19 protein-coding genes are annotated in these 17,833 nt (G+C 58.3%); 2 read left to right on the plus strand and 17 right to left on the minus strand.

The features are described from left to right. Positions 1-33: 33 nt before the first annotated feature. The 15 genes from ACR0AG_RS11255 to ACR0AG_RS11325 form a co-directional block, all read right to left on the minus strand. Entirely contained in the window at positions 34-729 is a 696-nt protein-coding gene (locus ACR0AG_RS11255; protein WP_480838823.1) for an RraA family protein, read from the minus strand. After that, complete coding sequence (locus ACR0AG_RS11260; RefSeq protein ID WP_480838825.1) at positions 726-1,421, minus strand: alpha/beta fold hydrolase; 696 nt, start codon at positions 1,419-1,421, stop codon at positions 726-728. Before ACR0AG_RS11260 ends, ACR0AG_RS11255 begins: the two co-directional genes overlap by 4 nt. Then, entirely contained in the window at positions 1,421-2,542 is a 1,122-nt protein-coding gene (locus ACR0AG_RS11265; protein WP_480838827.1) for a cobalamin-independent methionine synthase II family protein, read from the minus strand. Before ACR0AG_RS11265 ends, ACR0AG_RS11260 begins: the two co-directional genes overlap by 1 nt. 10 nt (positions 2,543-2,552) lie before the next feature. Continuing rightward, positions 2,553-3,155 carry a class I SAM-dependent methyltransferase gene (locus ACR0AG_RS11270; RefSeq protein WP_480838829.1) on the minus strand — a complete coding sequence of 201 codons (603 nt, stop codon included), beginning with the start codon at positions 3,153-3,155 and terminating at the stop codon, positions 2,553-2,555. Then, positions 3,152-4,111 carry a cupin domain-containing protein gene (locus tag ACR0AG_RS11275; protein ID WP_480838831.1) on the minus strand — a complete coding sequence of 320 codons (960 nt, stop codon included), beginning with the start codon at positions 4,109-4,111 and terminating at the stop codon, positions 3,152-3,154. The genes ACR0AG_RS11270 and ACR0AG_RS11275 overlap by 4 nt, the downstream gene beginning before the upstream one ends. Before the next feature lie 152 nt (positions 4,112-4,263). Further along, positions 4,264-5,253, minus strand: a complete 990-nt coding sequence (locus ACR0AG_RS11280; RefSeq protein ID WP_480838833.1) for a nuclear transport factor 2 family protein — start codon at positions 5,251-5,253, stop codon at positions 4,264-4,266. Then, on the minus strand, positions 5,250-6,293 hold the full coding sequence (locus ACR0AG_RS11285; RefSeq protein WP_480838835.1) for a LacI family DNA-binding transcriptional regulator: 1,044 nt from the start codon (positions 6,291-6,293) through the stop codon (positions 5,250-5,252). The genes ACR0AG_RS11280 and ACR0AG_RS11285 overlap by 4 nt, the downstream gene beginning before the upstream one ends. Continuing rightward, the gene (locus ACR0AG_RS11290; protein WP_480838837.1) at positions 6,293-7,057 is read right to left on the minus strand and encodes an SDR family NAD(P)-dependent oxidoreductase; all 765 of its coding nucleotides are present in this window, start codon (positions 7,055-7,057) and stop codon (positions 6,293-6,295) included. The genes ACR0AG_RS11285 and ACR0AG_RS11290 overlap by 1 nt, the downstream gene beginning before the upstream one ends. Continuing rightward, the gene (locus ACR0AG_RS11295) at positions 7,057-8,112 is read right to left on the minus strand and encodes an ester cyclase (RefSeq protein WP_480838839.1); all 1,056 of its coding nucleotides are present in this window, start codon (positions 8,110-8,112) and stop codon (positions 7,057-7,059) included. Before ACR0AG_RS11295 ends, ACR0AG_RS11290 begins: the two co-directional genes overlap by 1 nt. A gap of 48 nt (positions 8,113-8,160) precedes the next feature. Continuing rightward, complete coding sequence (gene hisD / locus ACR0AG_RS11300; protein WP_480838841.1) at positions 8,161-9,492, minus strand: histidinol dehydrogenase; 1,332 nt, start codon at positions 9,490-9,492, stop codon at positions 8,161-8,163. A 10-nt stretch (positions 9,493-9,502) separates the two neighbouring features. Then, positions 9,503-10,033: an ester cyclase gene (locus ACR0AG_RS11305; RefSeq protein WP_480838843.1), complete on the minus strand. Its 531-nt coding sequence runs from the start codon at positions 10,031-10,033 to the stop codon at positions 9,503-9,505. Positions 10,034-10,160: 127 nt separating this feature from the next. Beyond that, on the minus strand, positions 10,161-11,315 hold the full coding sequence (locus ACR0AG_RS11310; protein WP_480838845.1) for a carbohydrate ABC transporter permease: 1,155 nt from the start codon (positions 11,313-11,315) through the stop codon (positions 10,161-10,163). A 1-nt stretch (position 11,316) separates the two neighbouring features. Next, positions 11,317-12,339, minus strand: coding sequence for a carbohydrate ABC transporter permease (locus ACR0AG_RS11315; protein WP_480838847.1), 1,023 nt, complete (start codon positions 12,337-12,339; stop codon positions 11,317-11,319). Between the two features lie 63 nt (positions 12,340-12,402). After that, on the minus strand, positions 12,403-13,614 hold the full coding sequence (locus ACR0AG_RS11320; protein ID WP_480838849.1) for an ABC transporter substrate-binding protein: 1,212 nt from the start codon (positions 13,612-13,614) through the stop codon (positions 12,403-12,405). A 75-nt stretch (positions 13,615-13,689) separates the two neighbouring features. Then, positions 13,690-14,736: an ABC transporter ATP-binding protein gene (locus tag ACR0AG_RS11325; protein WP_480838851.1), complete on the minus strand. Its 1,047-nt coding sequence runs from the start codon at positions 14,734-14,736 to the stop codon at positions 13,690-13,692. A 163-nt stretch (positions 14,737-14,899) separates the two neighbouring features. Between ACR0AG_RS11325 and ACR0AG_RS11330 the strand changes: the two genes are divergently transcribed. Together ACR0AG_RS11330 and ACR0AG_RS11335 are read left to right on the plus strand one after the other, a co-directional pair. Then, positions 14,900-15,901, plus strand: a complete 1,002-nt coding sequence (locus ACR0AG_RS11330) for an ester cyclase (protein WP_480838853.1) — start codon at positions 14,900-14,902, stop codon at positions 15,899-15,901. Then, positions 15,898-16,773 carry an amidohydrolase family protein gene (locus ACR0AG_RS11335; RefSeq protein WP_480838855.1) on the plus strand — a complete coding sequence of 292 codons (876 nt, stop codon included), beginning with the start codon at positions 15,898-15,900 and terminating at the stop codon, positions 16,771-16,773. Before ACR0AG_RS11330 ends, ACR0AG_RS11335 begins: the two co-directional genes overlap by 4 nt. Positions 16,774-16,789: 16 nt before the next feature. On the opposite strand, the gene ACR0AG_RS11340 is transcribed toward ACR0AG_RS11335, so the two are convergent. Beyond that, positions 16,790-17,155 (minus strand): hypothetical protein, encoded by a 366-nt coding sequence (locus tag ACR0AG_RS11340; protein ID WP_480838857.1) that lies wholly within the window; start codon positions 17,153-17,155, stop codon positions 16,790-16,792. Between the two features lie 364 nt (positions 17,156-17,519). Beyond that, the gene (locus ACR0AG_RS11345) at positions 17,520-17,690 is read right to left on the minus strand and encodes a hypothetical protein (protein WP_480838859.1); all 171 of its coding nucleotides are present in this window, start codon (positions 17,688-17,690) and stop codon (positions 17,520-17,522) included. Positions 17,691-17,833 lie beyond the last annotated feature (143 nt).

Raw genomic sequence — 17,833 nt, forward strand, 5'->3', positions numbered from 1 at the left:
AACCGGGATTAGCTTTGCAATCAGGACCGAAATCTAGACCCTGGCTTTTTCGAAGGCCGCCCAAGCCTCTGCGAAAGCCTCAAAGTCAAAGTTCGGATCGCGGGCAGCATCCAGAACGATATGCTCTGTCGACATAAGCTGTTGGATCGCGGCGTCCAGATCGTCGACGGCGTCTGCCGGGATCACCAGCGCGCCGTGGCGATCGGCATGGATCAGATCGCCCGGGTTGACCGTCAGACCAAAGACGGAAACCGGCGTATCAATCTCGCGGACATGAACGAAACCGTGACTCGGGCCGATGGACCCGGCGACAACGGGGAACCCCTCGGGGACATCCCCAAGGTCGCGCATAACCCCGTTGGTCAAAGCGCCCGACATGCCGAACCCTTTGTGAACCGACGTATTGATCTCGCCCCAATAGGCACCGATGCAATCGGGATAATCCAGATCCTCGATCACTGCGACCGAGGGGGCGGGCGCGTCAGCCATGTATTTGTAATACGCCATGCGGCGGGCCTTGATGACATCTGCAGGCTCAGTCGGCGGATGCACTGCTGCGATTTTGGCGGTGCGCGCGTACCCTACAATTGCGGGCTCGTCAGGGGCTGAACACAGCATGGTTCCGCGGGTGAACTGATCAAAGCCGCGTTTGCCTTGAACCACCTCGATCGCGTTGCAAACCGTTGGGGTGTCGACTTTTTGCAGCAAAGCCAAAAGGGAAGGTGTCATGTGTCCTCCAACCAGCGCACAAGCGCTGCTGTTGTTTCAATAGGTTGTTCCAGCGTCGGCAGATGACCTGCGCCTTCGATCACTTCCAGCGTGCTGTTTGGCAAAAGCTCATGCATCAACTGATGACGTTCGACCGGGCAAAGCCCATCGTGCCGCCCGCATAGGACCAGAGACTTGCCCTGATAGCCCGACAGGGTCGCGCATTGATCAGGACGGTCCATCAGCGCCTGCGATTGGCGTAGAAACACCTCGGGGCCCAGATCGGTGGCCATTGCCATGCACAGGTCCAGAATGGCCCCCTGCCGGGGGCCGTCGGCCAAATAATTCGGTTTCATCTCATCCCGCATTACCTGCCACAGGCGGCCTTCACGCACCGCCGCCATCTGAGGGGCGCGACGGGCTTTGACCTCGGGCGCCTCGGCCAGCGGATTGGTATCCAACAGGGCAAGGCGCGCCACGCGATCCGGGGCCTGGCACAGGACCTCCATGGCGACGATGCCGCCCATCGACAGCCCGGCCAGCGCAAACCGTGGCGGCGCGTTGTCCAGCAGATCCGCCGCCATCGCCTGAACGCTGTCATGCTCGGACAGCGGAAAGGTCATGAGGGGCAGCCTGCACGACAAAACCTCGACCTGGGGGCCAAAGAGACGCGCATCGCACATCATGCCAGGCAGAAAGATCAATGGGGTCATCAGGATGCCAGTTTTGCGCCTTCGGACAATGCCCCAAGCTTGGCATAGGCGATCTGAGGATCAACTGCGCCAAACCCTGCAAAGGTGCCAAAGCCGCAATCGCTGCCGGCGATCACGCGATCTGCGCCCACGATCGCGGTAAACCGTTCGATCCGTTGGGCCACCAGCTCGGGATGTTCAACAAAATTGGTGGTCGAGTCGACCACACCGGGCACCAGAACCTTGTCATCCGGAATCTCGGCCTTGCGGTCCCGGAACACAGTCCATTCATGGGCATGGCGGGGGTTTGACGTCTCAAACAGCACATAACGCGATCTGGTCGCCATCAGAGTGCCGAACACCTTGTCCATGGCGATGTCGCAGCAATGAGGGCCCTCATAATTGCCCCAGCAAATATGAACCCGAACCCGGTCCTGCGGGACATTCTGCAACGCGTGGTTCAAAGCCTCGACATGCATGTCGGCGATCTTGACAAACTCTTCATCAGAAAGATCGGTGAACAGCATGTGGCGTGACAGGGCCAGATCGGGGCAATCCAGTTGGATATCCAGACCTGCCGCCACGATGGTTTCGTATTCCTCTTTCATGACATCGGCCAGCGCAGCCAGATAGGCCTCGCGCGTGGGATAGAAATCGTTTTGCAGAAACAGAGAGATCACGCCGGGAGAGGCTGCATTCATAAAACCCTGTTCAACCCCGTGCTGCTCCATCGCGGCCTTGAGGTTGGCAATGTCTTTTTGCAGCTCACCCTGCCCTTTTGAGCGCACCTCGCCAGTGCACATCGGCCGCGCATATTGGGGCGTGCCGCCATCGTCGGCCAGCCTTTGCAGAAAGCTTGGAAACATCTTCAAATCTGCAGGTGCGTTGCGCGGGCTGTCGCCCGAGAATCCGGTATACCGATCCTTTACATAGGTCGCGTATGAGATCTTTGACGTCTCACCGTCGCTGACGATATCAACCCCAGCCTCAACCTGTTTGCGCACCGTCTCGGACACTGCCTCGGTCATGCGGGTGTCAAAGACCTGAGCGTCATAGGGTTGATCGTTTTCGCGCGCGAAGATCAGATCAACAACGTCCTGCGTGCGGGGTAGCGACCCGACATGTGTGGTTTTGATAGACATCAGGTCTTCCTCAGTTCTTTCGTGCCATCAGGACCGTGTGGCTTTGGGTTTCGGGGTCTTCTGCCAGAAACCCGGTCAGTTGCAGCCCGTTCTCTTCAAGACAAACGGCATATCCGGCGGGGGAAAGCGAGGCATGATACACCGGCTCTGCCCCGACAGTTCCACTCACCTCTCCTGCCCGCGGTCCAACGGTCAGCATCAGCATACCACCTTTCCGCAAATGGTGCGCCATGCGGGCAATGCAGCTTTGCTGTTCCTCTGCCCTCAGATGAAAAAAGCTGTTCCACGCGATGATACCATCGAATTGCTGATCAAGCTCAAAGTCGCGCATATCGGCATGTCGCCAATCGCCATCCGGCCAACGGTCGCGAGCGATGGCCAGCATCGCCTGCGAAAAATCGACACCCGTGACGGCAAATCCTTCCGCCATGAACCAACGGGCGATGGGATCGCCCGTGCCGCACCCAAGATCCAAAACATGGTCCCCGGGTTTGAGGCTGGCGGTGAAGCGCGCCAGCCAGCGCGCCTCGAACAGGGCTTTGGACCGGCGCTTGTCGTATTCCGTCGCCTGCCGTTCATAGACACCATGGGTATCGTTGGGATCCGCGTTCATCCTGTCCAGGTCGCTCCTGCCGGGTCATCGGTTGCGGTAATGCGATAGAGACCTGCCTGCCCGGTCATCGACGGTTGGACACTGTAGGACTCGCCAGGCAGTACAACAGCCGTATCGCCATTCGACAGGGTGGTTTCGTACCCGTCGATCGATACCAGCCAATGGCCGCTGGCAGGCATCAGAACCACGGGCTTTTCGGCTTTGAGCGCCTCGGTCACGCTGGACCCGCGTCCAAGGAAATCAACTTCGAACCCGGGTTTGTCCTTGATCAGCCCCTGTTCGCCGATCACTACAGCCGGTTTATTGGCCGAAAGCGCCATCAGGTCCCAATACCGCGCAACGTATTTGCCGACCACATCTTCAACCGGCACTTCGGGATAGTCCTTCAACTGCCCTTCAGTCAGCAAAGGCATCGGGTGCACGTTATGCGGCAGCTCCTGCCCTTTTTTCGAGTCGTAAAGTACGCCATTGTCGCCCAGCATCAGGCCATGCGCCTGCGCGTCTTCGATCACCTGCGGGGCCCAGGTGACGCCACCACCGGCATCGTCACCCCCCAGGATGGACATGATCATCCCATAATCCTGGCCCACATTTTCGAACCCCCGGAAGATGCCGGTCGGGATGTTGAAAATATCGCCTTCTTCGGCAATGAACTCGCCAGCCGTGCCATAGCGGCCCCAGAAAAACCGCCAGCGGCCCTTGGCAACAAAAAACACCTCGGCCGTGGTGTGACTGTGCAGAGAGTTTCGGCATTTCGGCGGCTGACCCGCCGCGCCGATGTTAAAGCCGATCTTGTCGGTGATATGGACATGCTGATCGGGGGATTCCGACACGCCGCCGCCGACGATGGTGAAGTTTTCCTTCTGGTCGCTGCCCGGGGTGTGGGCGTCGATAAACGCGGTTTTGCAGGGCTTCAGCTCGCCATAGCGGACGATGCGTTGTTGGATGGTGCTCATGGTCTTGTCTCCTTGGAATTGGGGGGATTGAAGGGGTCAATCCCTGCCCCCGGAGGCCGGTTGTTCAGTCGCCGCGCCCGCAGCGAGGCGCGATGCGAATGAAACCGTCGCGCCGCCTGACTGGCGTTCAGAGCCAAGACCGTTGTGGTCACTTAACCTTCTCCACCTTGCAACAGGATCTGTTTCCAGACCGAAGTTTCGTCAAACAGCGTGTATTCGCGGCGCAATTGCGGCTGACCGCCGATCAATTCGCCAAACTCACCATGGCTGATGCCCAACACATACACCTGCGCACCTGTCGGTGCACCAAAGACGCCCCAGCCGTCATGCTTGCCCCAAAGGCTCCATCGGATGGCGGCACGAGGCGGCATGTTCGGATCATCGCGACCGATTTGGTGGTCGATTTTGAACTGGGCATTCGGGAAACTGGCCCGCAGCCCCATCCAGAACCGGTCCACCGCATCCCAACCGTGACCTGTGACGCCCCCAACGTATTCAGACTGCACCGCCCGATCATACGCAGCGCCGATCGCGCCCATATCGGCATTCATGATCCGGGTCAGGATATCGGCATAGCGCTGGCCCCATTCATTGTCGTTGCCCGTGCCTGTGTAAGGGCCGGGCTGGTCGTTTTCGGGGGTCAGAGGTTTGATGCAGGCCTTTGCACCACCTTCACGCGCAATCAGGTCCGCGGCGTAGTCTTTGGGGTCCCACCCCATTTGCCGCACGATGGCCCCCTGATCCCGGATCAGCCATTCATCGTTGATCTGATTGTCGATCGCGTGGCAATCGGCCAGAATCCGGTAACGCAGCTTGGTGCCGGTTGGTTTGCCATAAACACCTTCGGCCAGATGTGTCGCGGTTGAAAGGATACGGTGCGAGCTGAGCATCCCGTCTTCCGGCGTGCCCGACCAGATCACATCCTCGCCCAGCAATTGCCGATCCGGGAACTCGGCCAGCGTGGCCATGGTGGCCCCGATGACATTCTGGTTTCCCAGCACAATCGATCCCGGCGACCGCACGACAATATCCTCGCTGTAATAGTCGTGCAGCGTGGCAATGCCCCGGTCTTCCCAAATCTCTTTGGTGATGCCGATGATATAGTCGGGAAAATCCCGGAACTTAGGATCAAAGCCCTTCATGTATTCGTCCTTTGCGGTGTCCAACCCTTTGGCAAACGCGCCGAGGTACGCACGATCAGCGGGCCGTCAATGGCCACCTTACGCGGCCCGGCCGTTTCCGGGGTATCGATATGTTCAAAAAGCGCCGCAACGGTTTCGGCCACCATCATATTGGCCCGTTGCCGGATCGTCGTCAGGTTATAGGCCGGCCATGCGGCGGGCGGGACATCATCATATCCCACGACCGAGATATCTTCGGGGATGCGCAGACCCAGTTCAAACCGGATGACGTCCATGACCGCCAGCGCCATGTGGTCGTTGGCAACAAAAACCGCATCGGGCCGATCATCGGGTGCAACATCGAACATGCGACGGGCGGCGGCACGGGCGTTTTCGGTATGAAACTCTCCGGTATCCATCTTGAAAACTGTCTTTCCGGCCTCACCCAATGCAGCGCGAAATCCCGCCTCGCGGTCGCGCTGTGTCGAGGCCCCTTGCCAGCCCGCGATATAGGCGATCTTCTCATGCCCACCCGCCACCAGAAATTCAGCGACCTTGCGCCCCCCGGCATAGTTGTCCGAGGTCACGGTGGTGATGCCTTCGATATCCTGGCTGCGGTTGAACAACACGACGGGCACACCGGCCTGCTGGCAGCGCATGGCGATATCCGAGGACATCGGGACCGAGGCCAGAATGACCCCATCCACCTGGTAATCCAGGATCTCGTCCATCACGTCATCGATATTCCCCGCCGAACGCGAAGCCATGAAAATCAGAACATGATAGCCCTGTTCCTGCAGCGCATTCGACAGTTTCTCGAGCGCTTCGGGATAGAAGTAGTTGTCCAGATATCCGACCACCAATCCGATGATACGGCTTTTGCCCGACACCATCGCACGGGCCAGAACATTCGGGCGATAGCCCAGTTCGGCGGCGGCTTTGCGCACTTTCTCTTCGGTTTTCTTGCTGACCGAAGCGCCCGGCGTGAACACGCGGCTGACCGCCGACTGGCTGACCCCGGCCAGTTCTGCAACCTGCAAGGATGTGACCTTTTCAGACATCAGTCCGCCGTCCACCCTCCGTCAATCAGCATCGATGTGCCAGTCACCAGCGCCGAGGCGTCTGACGCGAGATAGCGCACCGCGCCCATGATGTCTTCGACCTCGCCCACACGGTCCAGCTTGATCTTGTCCATGATCCATGCAGCGCGTTCTGGATTGTCGAAGGTGACCTGTGTCAGCGGCGTGCGGATAAAGGTCGGGCAGACCGTATTGATCCGAATGCCCTGCTTGCCCCACTCGATGGCCATGGCTTTGACCATACCTTCAAGCCCGTGCTTGGTGGCGCAATAAACGGCGCGGTCGATACCACCGACATGGCCCATCTGGCTTGAGATATGGATGATCGAGCCTCGCTTGCCCGCCGCCATCAGCGCCTGCGCCGCATAGGCTGACAGAAAATAGGCCGATCGCAGGTTGATGTTCGTGACCGCGTCGAAATCCTCGGGCGTTGTCTCGACAGACGGGCTGTGGCGCGCCAAACCTGCCGAGTTCACCACCACCTCGAAGCAATGGCCGTCGAACAAGGCGCGCGTGGCCTCCAAATCCCCCTGATCCAGCACCCGGGCCTCAGCCGACCAGCCTTGCGCCTGCAACGCGGCAACGGTGTCGTTCAACCGGTCCGCCCCGCGCGCGGCGCACACCACATGCGCACCTGCCTCGGCCAATGCCACGGCACAACCCTGCCCGATGCCCGAGGACGCGCCGGTCACAAGGGCGGATTTGCCAGCCAGAGAAAACGAAGGGGTGCGAGGCAGGTCAGTCATCAACTCAGTCCATCCGGGATATCAATACGGCCCATATTGCGGGCCTTGTTGAATTCCCGCAGACGGGCAAAGACGTCAACACCCAGCTGTCGGTATGCATCCAGTAAATCGACCAGAACCCAGTTCTCGCGAATCCTGCCATTTTCCAAACGCCAGAAATCCAGACTGCGCATGGTGATCTTCTTGCCCGAGGGCGCAATGCCCATCCACCCATCATGGGTCACCGTCTGGATCATGTTGGGCCAACCGGTCACAGCGGCATATTCCCCATCGCCGAAAAAGTGATAGGTGATGTCATCCACATATTGCCCACGATCCGGCATTCCATTCAGAAACGGGATCTGATGCCAGTTGCGGAACCCAGCAATACCTCGGCCAGTGCCGATCCCCGAAGGGCCATACCAATTCATGCGCGGGTGCCAGAACCGCTCCATCTCCATCACCTCAGGCCCACCTTGCGAGGGATGTTTCTTGAGATACTCCAGCATATCGATGATGTGCTGGCAGGTCGCCTTGCCCTTGGCGTCGTCATATGGCCCCGGGACAAATCCATCCTGGGTGGCAGGCCCCGGTACGTGCCATTCGCGGCCAAGGCTGGGCGCCATCGGCCAGGCACCCGCTTGCATCATCACTTCGGGGATATCCCACAGCGCCTGCATCTCAACGATCTTGCCCTCTTCCAACCGAAAGAACTCGTGAAACCGCATGGTGACTTGATGGCCTGTCGGCGGGATATCCAGCCAAGGCCCGGTGAACGTGCCGGTATAATACCCGCCACAGCCGACCCAATCTGCGCCGAACTCATCCGGTCCGGCCATGACGATATAGTCCCGACGTTCCAGATCCGGCCAGGCCGTCAAAAGATCACGGTAGGCGCAGTCAAAAAACGCGTCGCTGCCAATGCTGTCGCCGAACGGATGGCACAAACGAAAAACCGCGTCAGTTGCGGTCACCTCGGCCAGCGCCCCGCGCACGCCAGCCGCTGAGAAATCATACATCGCGGCCCTAAGCGGTGCGATGAGGGATTTATTGCGGGTGTGGACGTCCAACTTCATCTTTTCCCAAATACTCTGGGGGAGGCTGCAAGCCGGGGGCAAAGCCCCCTATTCTGCAGCATCCCGATAAGGCGCAGCCGCGCCATAAGGCACATTGATCCCGCCGTAACGGCGCACACGGACATTGCACTGCTCGGCATGACCCACAAAACCTTCGAGCATACACAAGCGCGAGCCGTATTCGCCGATCAGGGTCGCGGCCTCATCCGTCAGAACTTTCTGATAACTGTGCGTTTTCAGGTATTTGCCAACCCACAGCCCGCCAGTATAGCGACCGGCCTTCTTGGTCGGCAGCGTGTGGTTGGTGCCGATAACCTTGTCGCCGTTCGACACATTGGTGCGCGGCCCAAGAAACAGAGCGCCATAGCAGGTCATGTTCTCAAGGAACCAGTCATCGCGATCAGTCATCACCTGCACATGTTCCGAGGCTATGTCATCGGCCACCTGCAACATCTCATCATATGTGTCGCAGACGATCACCTCGCCATATTCCGCCCACGACACCTTGGCCGTATCCGCGGTGGGCAATATGCCCAGCAAGCGATCGACCTCGGTCAGCGTTTCCTCGGCCAGTTTGCGTGAATTCGTCAGCAGAACGCAGGGGCTGTTATAGCCATGCTCTGCCTGCCCCAGCAGATCGGTCGCGCAGAGTTCGGCATCGGCGGCGGTTTCATCCGCGATCACCATGGTCTCGGTCGGACCTGCAAACAGGTCAATGCCCACACGGCCAAACAGCTGACGCTTGGCTTCGGCAACAAAGGCGTTGCCGGGACCGACCAGCATATGCACGGGATCGATGGTTTCGGTTCCCAACGCCATCGCGCCGATGGCCTGAATGCCACCCATGACGTAAACTTCATGCGCACCGCCCAGATGCATCGCCGCGATCACTGCCGCGTTGGGCTTGCCCTGAAACGGTGGCGTACAGGCGATGATGCGCGGCACACCTGCCACGCTGGCCGTGGCCACCGACATATGGGCCGAGGCGACCATCGGGAATTTTCCACCGGGTACATAGCAGCCAACCGATTGCACGGGGATGTTCTTGTGGCCCAGAATGACGCCCGGCATGGTTTCCACTTCGATATCCAGCATCGAATCCCGCTGCGCCTGGGCAAAATTGCGCACCTGTTCCTGTGCGAACTTGATGTCATCCAGTTCCCGATCGGTCAGCTGGCCGATCAGGTCTTCGATCTCTTGCTGGCTCAGGCGGAAAGAGGCCGGCGAATAGGCGTCGAACTTTTCGCTCAACTCACGAACGGCGGCGTCCCCGCGCGTTTCGATGTCTTTCAACGTCGCTTCAACGACAGCGCGTGTTTTGGCGTCATCTTCAGCCCGGTCAGCATCAGACTTACCGCGTTTAAGATACTCGATTGCCATTTTTTAATCCTCAGTTTTCGGGCCGGGGCGGAGATTTCTCACCCCGGTCAAATGCTTCCCAGCCTTCTCCCTGGAACAGGTCGACGCCCAATTGCGCCGCGACATGCGCGAAATCCACATTCACCCAATTGTCGACGATCTTGCCGTCAACGACTTTCCAGAAATCCATGTACCGGATCTCGACCCGCTTGCCGGTGGGCGCGATGCCCAGAAACTCACCCGAGTGGGTGGCTTCCTGTCGGCCAAAAGCCGCGGCCCATTCCCCCATGTAAAGACGCGCTTCGTCGATGCAGGTCTTGTCGGAAAACGCCGCCTGAAAGGGGCGCTGCCAATTGTCCTGAAACTCTTTCAGGCCGGTTTTGGTGCCACATCCCTGATTGCCCATCCAGCGAAAGCTTTGCGAGAAGAACTCGCCAATGTCGTCAATCCGGTGGTCATTCAGGCCGTCGACCATGGTCTCGATCACACGGCGGGTGTCTTCGGTTTTGCTGAGGTCCGTGTCGCGGGTCAGAACCGCTTGTTCCGGGCGGGAACCTTTCATGTCTGTATCCTTTCAGGGCGCAAGAGAGTGAGATTGGGGGAAGCGCCCCCCAAGCTCAGAAAATCCCTCGGCATCCTGTTCAGCGCCGGGTGGCGTGACATGGCGTTATGGCGGGCGTGATTGCTCATCAGCCTTTGACCGCCCCGGCAGTCAATCCGCTGACAATCTGGCGCTGGAAGATCATGACCAGGAAGAACAGCGGTGCAATGATCGACACCGCCGCCGCCACCGCAACCACCTGATCGGTTGTCGTGGTTTCACGGTTGAACATGCCTGCGATGGCCGGAACCATGGTCTGGTTCGTGGCATCCAGCAGCAATGAGGTCACGAGAAAGTCGTTATAGGCCAGCAGGAAGCTGAACAGCCCCGTGGTGATCACACCCGGCCACATCACCGGCATGATAACCCGGCGGAAGGCCTGGAAATGGTTGCAACCATCCACCCGCGCGGCCTCATCCAGTTCGGCGGGAATGTTCTGAAAGAAGGACCGCAGCATCCAGATCGTGAACGGCTGGTTGATGGCTACCAGAACCGCGATCACTGCGAAGGGTTTGCCATACAGCGTTGGTGCGTTCTCGCCCAGGATCGGGGCAAGCCATTCGGCCGAGTTGATAAAGACCGGCAAGTAGCCTGCCACCAGAACCGAATGCGGCAGCGCGCGGAAAATCAGAGCGATGATCAGGATCCAGAAAGCCAGCGTCGACCCCGAGCGGGCCAGCCCATAGCCCGCCAGCGTTCCCACGGTCAGCGAGACCGTCACAACCCCGGTGGTCACAATCAGCGAATTCTTGAAGTTGTTCGAAAAGCCCCGGTCGACCCAGACCGTCTTATAGTGCTCGGTCGTCAACCCGATGACGTCACGACCCAGGGGGCCAAAGAGCGGGTTCAGGATGTTCAGAACCGCCGGCAGGATGACCACAAAGACCAAGAGCACGACAACCAAAAGGACCAGCACGCCAACCAGCCATCCGAACCATTCCTGCCCCGGACGCGTATAGGATTTGACCATCGGCGGCAGCTTTTTGGTTGTCAGCCGAAACAGAACCCAGATTGTTGCGATGGCCAGAATAACGTCCAGGATCGAAATCCCGTGTCCTGTGGCCAGCGTTGCGGGTCCAAAGATCACATTCAAGGCGTTGCTGTCATAGGCATCAACCGGTGACTTCACGCTCATGACCGCGATCCATACGATCGGGAAGGCCGCGATCAGGCACCAGATCGCCATGAATATGTTCGAGGTCAGCCGCAGGCTGAACGGTTGGCGAAGCGCGCGCGAGGACATATCAGTGACCTCCTTTGTGATCGCGCCATGTCCGGCGCAGCGGAAGGATGAGAAGGATGACGATACCGATCATCGTCAGCATGGCGCTGGCCGAGGCCCGGCTGATTGACCGGTTGCCCGCCTGATCAGGGACCAGGAAGTCAAAGGTCAGCCACTGCAACGAGATGACATAGCCCTGGCTTGAGAAACCGACGATCTCTTCGAACACGCGATAGCTGTCCATCAGATGGATCATCGAAATGAAGATGATCAGCGGCATGAGATGCGGAATGACGATGTATTTCATGCGCTGCCAACGGGTCGCCCCATCGATCACGGCGCTTTCCAGACTGTCCTGATTGACGGTCTGCAGACCGGCATAAAAGACGATGGCGGCAAACGGGGCCACGTGCCAGACACGGTAGAACATCATCAGGACCTCAATCGTCCAGGCCTGCGCAAACAGGGCGATATCCCGGTTCAGCCACCATTCCAGCAATGCCGTCATGATGCCATCGCCCCGGAACAGCCAGTTGATCGACAAGGCTCCGATGACCGGTGTGATGATAAAGGGCAGCAACGAGATGAATATGACCGGCCCTCGGATCGAGTTGGCGGCATTGTTGATCAGCACCGCAATGCCAAGCCCGCAGACAATCACAAGCGGTAGTGTGATCAGGGTAAAGGTCAGCGTAAACCGCAACGCCTTCCAGAAGTTGATCGTAGACAAAACGCTCCAGTTTCCTTCGGTCACCGCGCGCCAGGCCCGTTCCGGTTCCAGCACGTTGCGATAGCTTTGCAAGCCGACATATTCGGTCCGGGTTACAATCTCGCCATGTTCATCCAGCACTGGCTGTGTCACCTCTTCGGTCACACAGGTCTGTGTCAGAAACCCGGGTGTGCAGGTCTCTTTCTCCACCGTCTCATAGACTGGCTGGGTCAGATAAAAGCTCTGCTTGAACACGCTGACCAGCGGGAACGCAATAAAGAGAAGCATCATAAAGACAGAGGGGCCTACAAAGGCGGCAAATGTCCTGAAATTCATGGCTCTGCCTTTCTCATGGTTCTCGGAAAAATGCGGGAGGGGCCGTGCCCTCCCGCAGGAAGATCAGTTGCTGATCAGGCCAGCTTCTTTCGCGGCGGTGATGTAGTCCGCCTCGATATCAGCCAGCGTGGTTTGCGCATCTTTCGCACCGGTCATGAAATCGGCCAGACCGTTGCCCAGAGAGGTGTGCATGATGCCCATCGGGCCCGAGGCCGGATAGGCTTTGGCACCGTTTTGCGCGGATGCCGCCGCACCAGCTGCCAGGTCGCCCGGTGTATAGGCTGTGCTGAGCCAGACAGCGGTGTCGTTATTTGCGCCAACCATATCGCCGTCGATACCTTCCATCGCAACCTGGAAGGCAGCCGCTGCATCTTCGTCGCTGATGTTGGTTGCAAGAACGATACCGTCCCACCAGATGGTGGTGGCAGGTACGGCAGATCCCATCGGCGCTGCCGCCATGGTCACTTTGCCCACAACCTGGCTTTCGGCCTCGTCATTCATCGCCGCGGCGCGACTGGCCCACAGGTTCGCCATCGCGATCTTGCCCTGCTGGAACTGTTGCTGAACGTAGGTGGAATCCGAGACCAGATATTCAGGGTCCATGTACTCGGTCATCGCTTTCAGCGTTTCCAAGGCTTTCACGCCCTGTTCATTGTTGATTGCGGGCATGTTGCCGTCACCGAAGAACGCACCGCCCTCGCCCAGGTACATGTTGACGAACTCCTGACCAAGGTTCCAACCGGTCTTGAAGGTTCCACCGATCGGATAATCCATGACGCCCGCGTCTTTGATCTTGGCGGCTGCAGCCAGAACGTCGTCATAGGTCTTGGGTTCTTCGATGCCCAGATCGGCCAGAACGTCGCTGCGATACATCAGATGCTGGGCGTTCACCATGAAGGCAATCGCCATGACCTTGCCATCAACCTTGATCAGCTGGTTCGGCAACAAATCCTGGCCGTATTTCTCGACCAGATCATCCAGCGGACGGATGGTGCCCGCGTTCAGCAGCGGCACCAGAGTGGCGTTCGAAACGCCGCCAATCTGATAGAGCGACGGGTTCGCGGCAAAGGCCTCGGGCTGCTTTTCGCGGAACTCGTTATCCAGCGAGGGGCTGAAATTGCCGCATTCCGCCATCGCATCGGTGACGGCTTTCCAGGCCTCGAAGCTTGCGGTCAGCGATTTGATTTCGGTTGTGTTTTCATAATCGCAGGCTGCCCATGCACCGCTTGCCGCCAGTGACATGGCCCCTGCCATCAGGATTGCCTTGAGTTTCATATGTGTCTCCCTGTCAGGATCGGTCCGTCGTCGACGTCCGGACCGGTGTTTTGCCCGGTTGGGCCTTTTTTGGGGTTAGTCCCCGATCCGCGCACCGCTTCCAGCTTCGAAGAGATGACAGATTTCTGTTGGCACCGAGAACGAGACCATCTCGCCAATCTCGGCGCGGAATGCTTTGTCCGCTTTGACAGATACCAGCGCGCCGCCGACGCGGACCGAGATCATGGTCGCGTCGCCCAGCAGTTCCAGCGTGTAAATCGGGGCGGTGATCTGCCCCTGCCCTTGGGCGATTGAGGCGTCTTCCGCACGGAAACCCAGCGTCATCGGACCATCAGGCGCACTCACGGGGATTTCCACATGCTCGGTTCGGAACATGCCACCCGAAACCTCACCTTCCATCAGGTTCATTGCCGGTGAACCGATAAAACTGGCGACAAAAGTGTTGGCTGGGCGATCATAAATTTCCGTGGGGCTGCCCACCTGCTGCACCACACCCTGCTTCATGACAACAACGCGATCGGCCAGCGTCATCGCTTCGATCTGGTCATGGGTCACATAGATCGTGGTCACCGCAAGCTCGTGGCTGAGGTTCTTGATCTGCGCCCGGGTCGATACCCGCAGCTTGGCATCGAGGTTCGACAGCGGCTCATCCATCAGGAACACATTCGGTTCGCGCACGATTGCACGCGCCAAAGCCACGCGCTGACGCTGACCACCGGACAATTCGGCGGGTTTGCGATGCAGGAAATCATCCAGCTCAACCATGGCGCTGGCGCGACGTACTTTTTCGTCATGGGTCGCGGGGTCGATCCCGCGCACTTTCAAAGGAAAGCGGATGTTCTCGTAGACGTTCATGTTTGGGTAAAGCGCATAGCTTTGGAACACCATCGCCACGTCACGATCCTTGGGCTCCAGATCGTTTACGACGTTGCCATCCACCAGGATCTCGCCCTCGGTCACATCCTCAAGCCCCGCGATCATCCGCATGGTCGTGGTTTTCCCGCAACCCGACGGGCCCAACAGGACGAGAAACTCACGATCCGCGATGGTCAGGTCAAAGTTATGTACCCCAACAAACGAACCCCAGCGTTTACCGACGTTACGCAATTGAATTTCCGCCATGGTGCCCCCTGCAAGGATTCGCGTTGCATACGTATGCAAAAATGTAAGTCACAAATATCAAATCAGGCAAGACTTTTTTGCATACGTATGCAAAGGTACGTTTGGCAATCGAGTCACGTCGGATGCACCAACCCCGTAACCACCTGTTAATATTGGAAATACTGTGAACTTTCACGCAGAAAAGAACCTTGTCGCCGCGTTTCACTCTGCCCTGGACTCGGCGTCAGATCAGGAAATTTCAGATGTCCTGACCCGCTTTTGCGCGCCCGAAATGCTTTGGCGGGGCTTTCATCCGTTCAATGAAATCAATGGCGCAGAACAGGTTGCCCGGGCATTTTGGCAACCACTGAAAAACAGCCTGACGCGCATTCAGAACCGAGTGGATATCCTGTTTGCCGGGCGGAACTCGATGGATGACAGCGCTGATACCTGGGTGGTTTCGATGGGGCATCTGATGGGGCTATTCGATCGGGCATGGCTGGGCATACGCCCGACCGGAAAGCTGGCGTTTCTGCGCTATTGCGCGTTTTACAGGATTGTCGGTGAACAGATTGTCGAAACTGCGATGTATTTCGATATCCCTCACCTGATGGTGCAGGCGGGGCAAAACCCGTTTCCGCCGCAGACAGCCGAACATCTGGTACAACCCGGGCCGCGGACGCATGATGGCCTTCTGTTTGACGAACAGCCCGTGGAAGAGGGCGAAAAGACGCTGGCCGTGATCAATTCGATGATCGCGGATCTGGGGCAATGGAACAGCGGATTGACCCTTGAGGACGAACTGGCCCGCAGTTGGCATGACGACATGCTGTGGTGGGGGCCCGAAGGGATCGGCGCGACCTACACGATTGATCGCTACGCCAAACAACACGCAGGGCCATTCCGCGCCAGTTTCGCCGAGCGGTCAAAAACCAAACATATCTGCCGCCTGGCCGAGGGGCATTACGGCGGGTTCTTTGGCTGGCCGAACTTCACAGCTGTTCCGTCCGGCGGTTTCATGGGAATGCCGGCCACCGGAAAACCCGCAGAATTTCGGGTGATCGATATCTATCGCCGTGCCGGTGACAAACTGGCCGAAAACTGGATTTTCATCGACCTGCTGCATTTCTGGAAAATGCAAGGGGTCGACATTCTGGCCAGAACCACAGGGATCGAAACCCCATGAGGATCGACGCGCACCACCATCTTTGGGATCTGTCCGCCGTGACCTACCCGTGGCTGATGGAAAAAGGCGTTGCCCGTTTTTTTGGCGACCCGACACCAATCCAGCGCAACTATCTGCTGCCCGAGTTTCGTGCTGAGGCCAGCGCTCTGGGCTTTGGCGCTTCGGTACATATTCAGGTTGGCGCGGCCGATCCGTGGGCTGAGGCGCAATGGGTCCAATCCGTAGCTGACCAGTTCCCGGATTGGCCAGTGCTGCAGGTGGCGTTCTGTGACCTGGCCGCTGACGATCTGGATGCGCAGCTGGACCGACTTCAAACGCTGCCTTCTCTGCGCGGTGTTCGTCAGATCATTGGCCGCGCACCGGGCGAGGATGCAAAGACCGGTACGAATACGTTGCTGCAGGATCCAAAGTTTCTGGAAGGTTTGAAAAAACTAGCGGACCGTGATCTTTCCTTTGATCTGCAATTGCTGCCCGAGCTTATGGCCGAAACCGCAGCCGTGCTTGAACAAGCCCCTGCGACGCAGGTCGCGCTGTGTCATGCAGGGTCGCCGCATGATCGCACTGAGCTCGGGTTGCGAGCTTGGGCCGATGCGCTGGGCGCCTTGTCAGATTTGCCGCAGGTCTATTGCAAGCTCTCGGGCCTTGGGATGTTTGATCATGGCTGGAGCGCTGAGGCCGTTGCGCCAATCGTTTCAACCTGCCTGTCCCGGTTCGGGGCCAGCCGCTGCATGTTCGGATCAAACTTTCCGGTCGACTGCCTGAGTGCCAGTTACCATGACACCGCGTCCAGACATCTTGCGCTGGTCCCTGCGTCAGACCACGACCAGGTGTTTTGCGAAACCGCAAAGCGCTTTTATCGGTTTGAGGCCTAAGCTATCCGACGGTGCATTATTGCACGGTAAAGACCGCGTGGCTTGCGGCCAAAACCACCCGGTCATCGCCCGCCTGAATGCAATCCGCCGGGCTTGTGCCGTCCAGATAAAGGTTGGGTGAGGTCATCCAGAACGCCTGTTGCCACGGGTTCGCACCCGTGGGCAGCACCCGCAAGACTTGCTCCACCAACGCCAGCGGCGTTCCATCCGCACCAAACTGAAAGGCAGGATATGCGTTTGTGCCTTCATACGGCACCGAAAATATCTTGCCGGTCCGCTTCCAAATCTCGCCAATGCGCGAAACCTGCCAGGAGCCCCGCTTCCACTGAGCATGCACCGCTGCGTTGGACAACAAGGGGTGTTCCCTGGCGTAGTCCTCCATTCGGATCTCATCGACTGCGCGACTGTGCCCTTCGAACCTTGCTAGATACATTTGGTTACCTGAATCATTAACTTACAACACGTTAAAGATAGTGGCACATCGGCGTCGTTGCCAAAGTTAAGCAGTTCACATCAGGTCAAATATTTTGTGTGCGCGAAGTTACCGCATGATAACCAATTGAAAAGCATCATTTTTTCTTTCGGCGCTCGTTGCATCAAAGCCACGAAAACGCGCGAGCCACCCGCAACACGCGGGCAGACTCCGTCGATAATGATTGAGATCGGCAAGGATTGATTACACGGCGATCCATCTGATTTCCCACGCAAACACGCGGTTTCGCAGGCAAAAACAGGCCAGCGGGGCTTCACGCCTGGGCGATCATTGTGCCCCAGCTGGAATAGCCGCCTTCCCCTTCACAGATTATCGTCTCCATTCCCGTCGTCGGATCGATACCGAAATGGCAATTGGCAAGGGCCGGGCCGCTTAGAATTCCAAGGTTCAGGGCCACAAGGCTAAAAACGGCGGTCATCTTCATTTTGCTCACTCCTATCTGGTGAGCATCAGGTGGGGACGGCCCATGAACAGTTGACCTTAGGTCAAGTTAAATTTCCTTAACACTTGAGCAAGCTGGAATAGAGGATCTGACCGCTCAATCTGCTCCAACGTCTTGGGGTACAG

It is taken from the genome of Ruegeria sp. H6 (assembly GCF_056532975.1).

Coding starts and splice junctions, on each gene's coding strand:
- ACR0AG_RS11255 (WP_480838823.1), bottom strand. CDS start 729: ATGACACCTTCCCTTTTGGCTTTGCTGCAAAAAGTCGACACCCCAACG.
- ACR0AG_RS11260 (WP_480838825.1), bottom strand. CDS start 1,421: ATGACCCCATTGATCTTTCTGCCTGGCATGATGTGCGATGCGCGTCTC.
- ACR0AG_RS11265 (WP_480838827.1), bottom strand. CDS start 2,542: ATGTCTATCAAAACCACACATGTCGGGTCGCTACCCCGCACGCAGGAC.
- ACR0AG_RS11270 (WP_480838829.1), bottom strand. CDS start 3,155: ATGAACGCGGATCCCAACGATACCCATGGTGTCTATGAACGGCAGGCG.
- ACR0AG_RS11275 (WP_480838831.1), bottom strand. CDS start 4,111: ATGAGCACCATCCAACAACGCATCGTCCGCTATGGCGAGCTGAAGCCC.
- ACR0AG_RS11280 (WP_480838833.1), bottom strand. CDS start 5,253: ATGAAGGGCTTTGATCCTAAGTTCCGGGATTTTCCCGACTATATCATC.
- ACR0AG_RS11285 (WP_480838835.1), bottom strand. CDS start 6,293: ATGTCTGAAAAGGTCACATCCTTGCAGGTTGCAGAACTGGCCGGGGTC.
- ACR0AG_RS11290 (WP_480838837.1), bottom strand. CDS start 7,057: ATGACTGACCTGCCTCGCACCCCTTCGTTTTCTCTGGCTGGCAAATCC.
- ACR0AG_RS11295 (WP_480838839.1), bottom strand. CDS start 8,112: ATGAAGTTGGACGTCCACACCCGCAATAAATCCCTCATCGCACCGCTT.
- hisD (WP_480838841.1), bottom strand. CDS start 9,492: ATGGCAATCGAGTATCTTAAACGCGGTAAGTCTGATGCTGACCGGGCT.
- ACR0AG_RS11305 (WP_480838843.1), bottom strand. CDS start 10,033: ATGAAAGGTTCCCGCCCGGAACAAGCGGTTCTGACCCGCGACACGGAC.
- ACR0AG_RS11310 (WP_480838845.1), bottom strand. CDS start 11,315: ATGTCCTCGCGCGCGCTTCGCCAACCGTTCAGCCTGCGGCTGACCTCG.
- ACR0AG_RS11315 (WP_480838847.1), bottom strand. CDS start 12,339: ATGAATTTCAGGACATTTGCCGCCTTTGTAGGCCCCTCTGTCTTTATG.
- ACR0AG_RS11320 (WP_480838849.1), bottom strand. CDS start 13,614: ATGAAACTCAAGGCAATCCTGATGGCAGGGGCCATGTCACTGGCGGCA.
- ACR0AG_RS11325 (WP_480838851.1), bottom strand. CDS start 14,736: ATGGCGGAAATTCAATTGCGTAACGTCGGTAAACGCTGGGGTTCGTTT.
- ACR0AG_RS11335 (WP_480838855.1), top strand. CDS start 15,898: ATGAGGATCGACGCGCACCACCATCTTTGGGATCTGTCCGCCGTGACC.
- ACR0AG_RS11340 (WP_480838857.1), bottom strand. CDS start 17,155: ATGGAGGACTACGCCAGGGAACACCCCTTGTTGTCCAACGCAGCGGTG.
- ACR0AG_RS11345 (WP_480838859.1), bottom strand. CDS start 17,690: ATGAAGATGACCGCCGTTTTTAGCCTTGTGGCCCTGAACCTTGGAATT.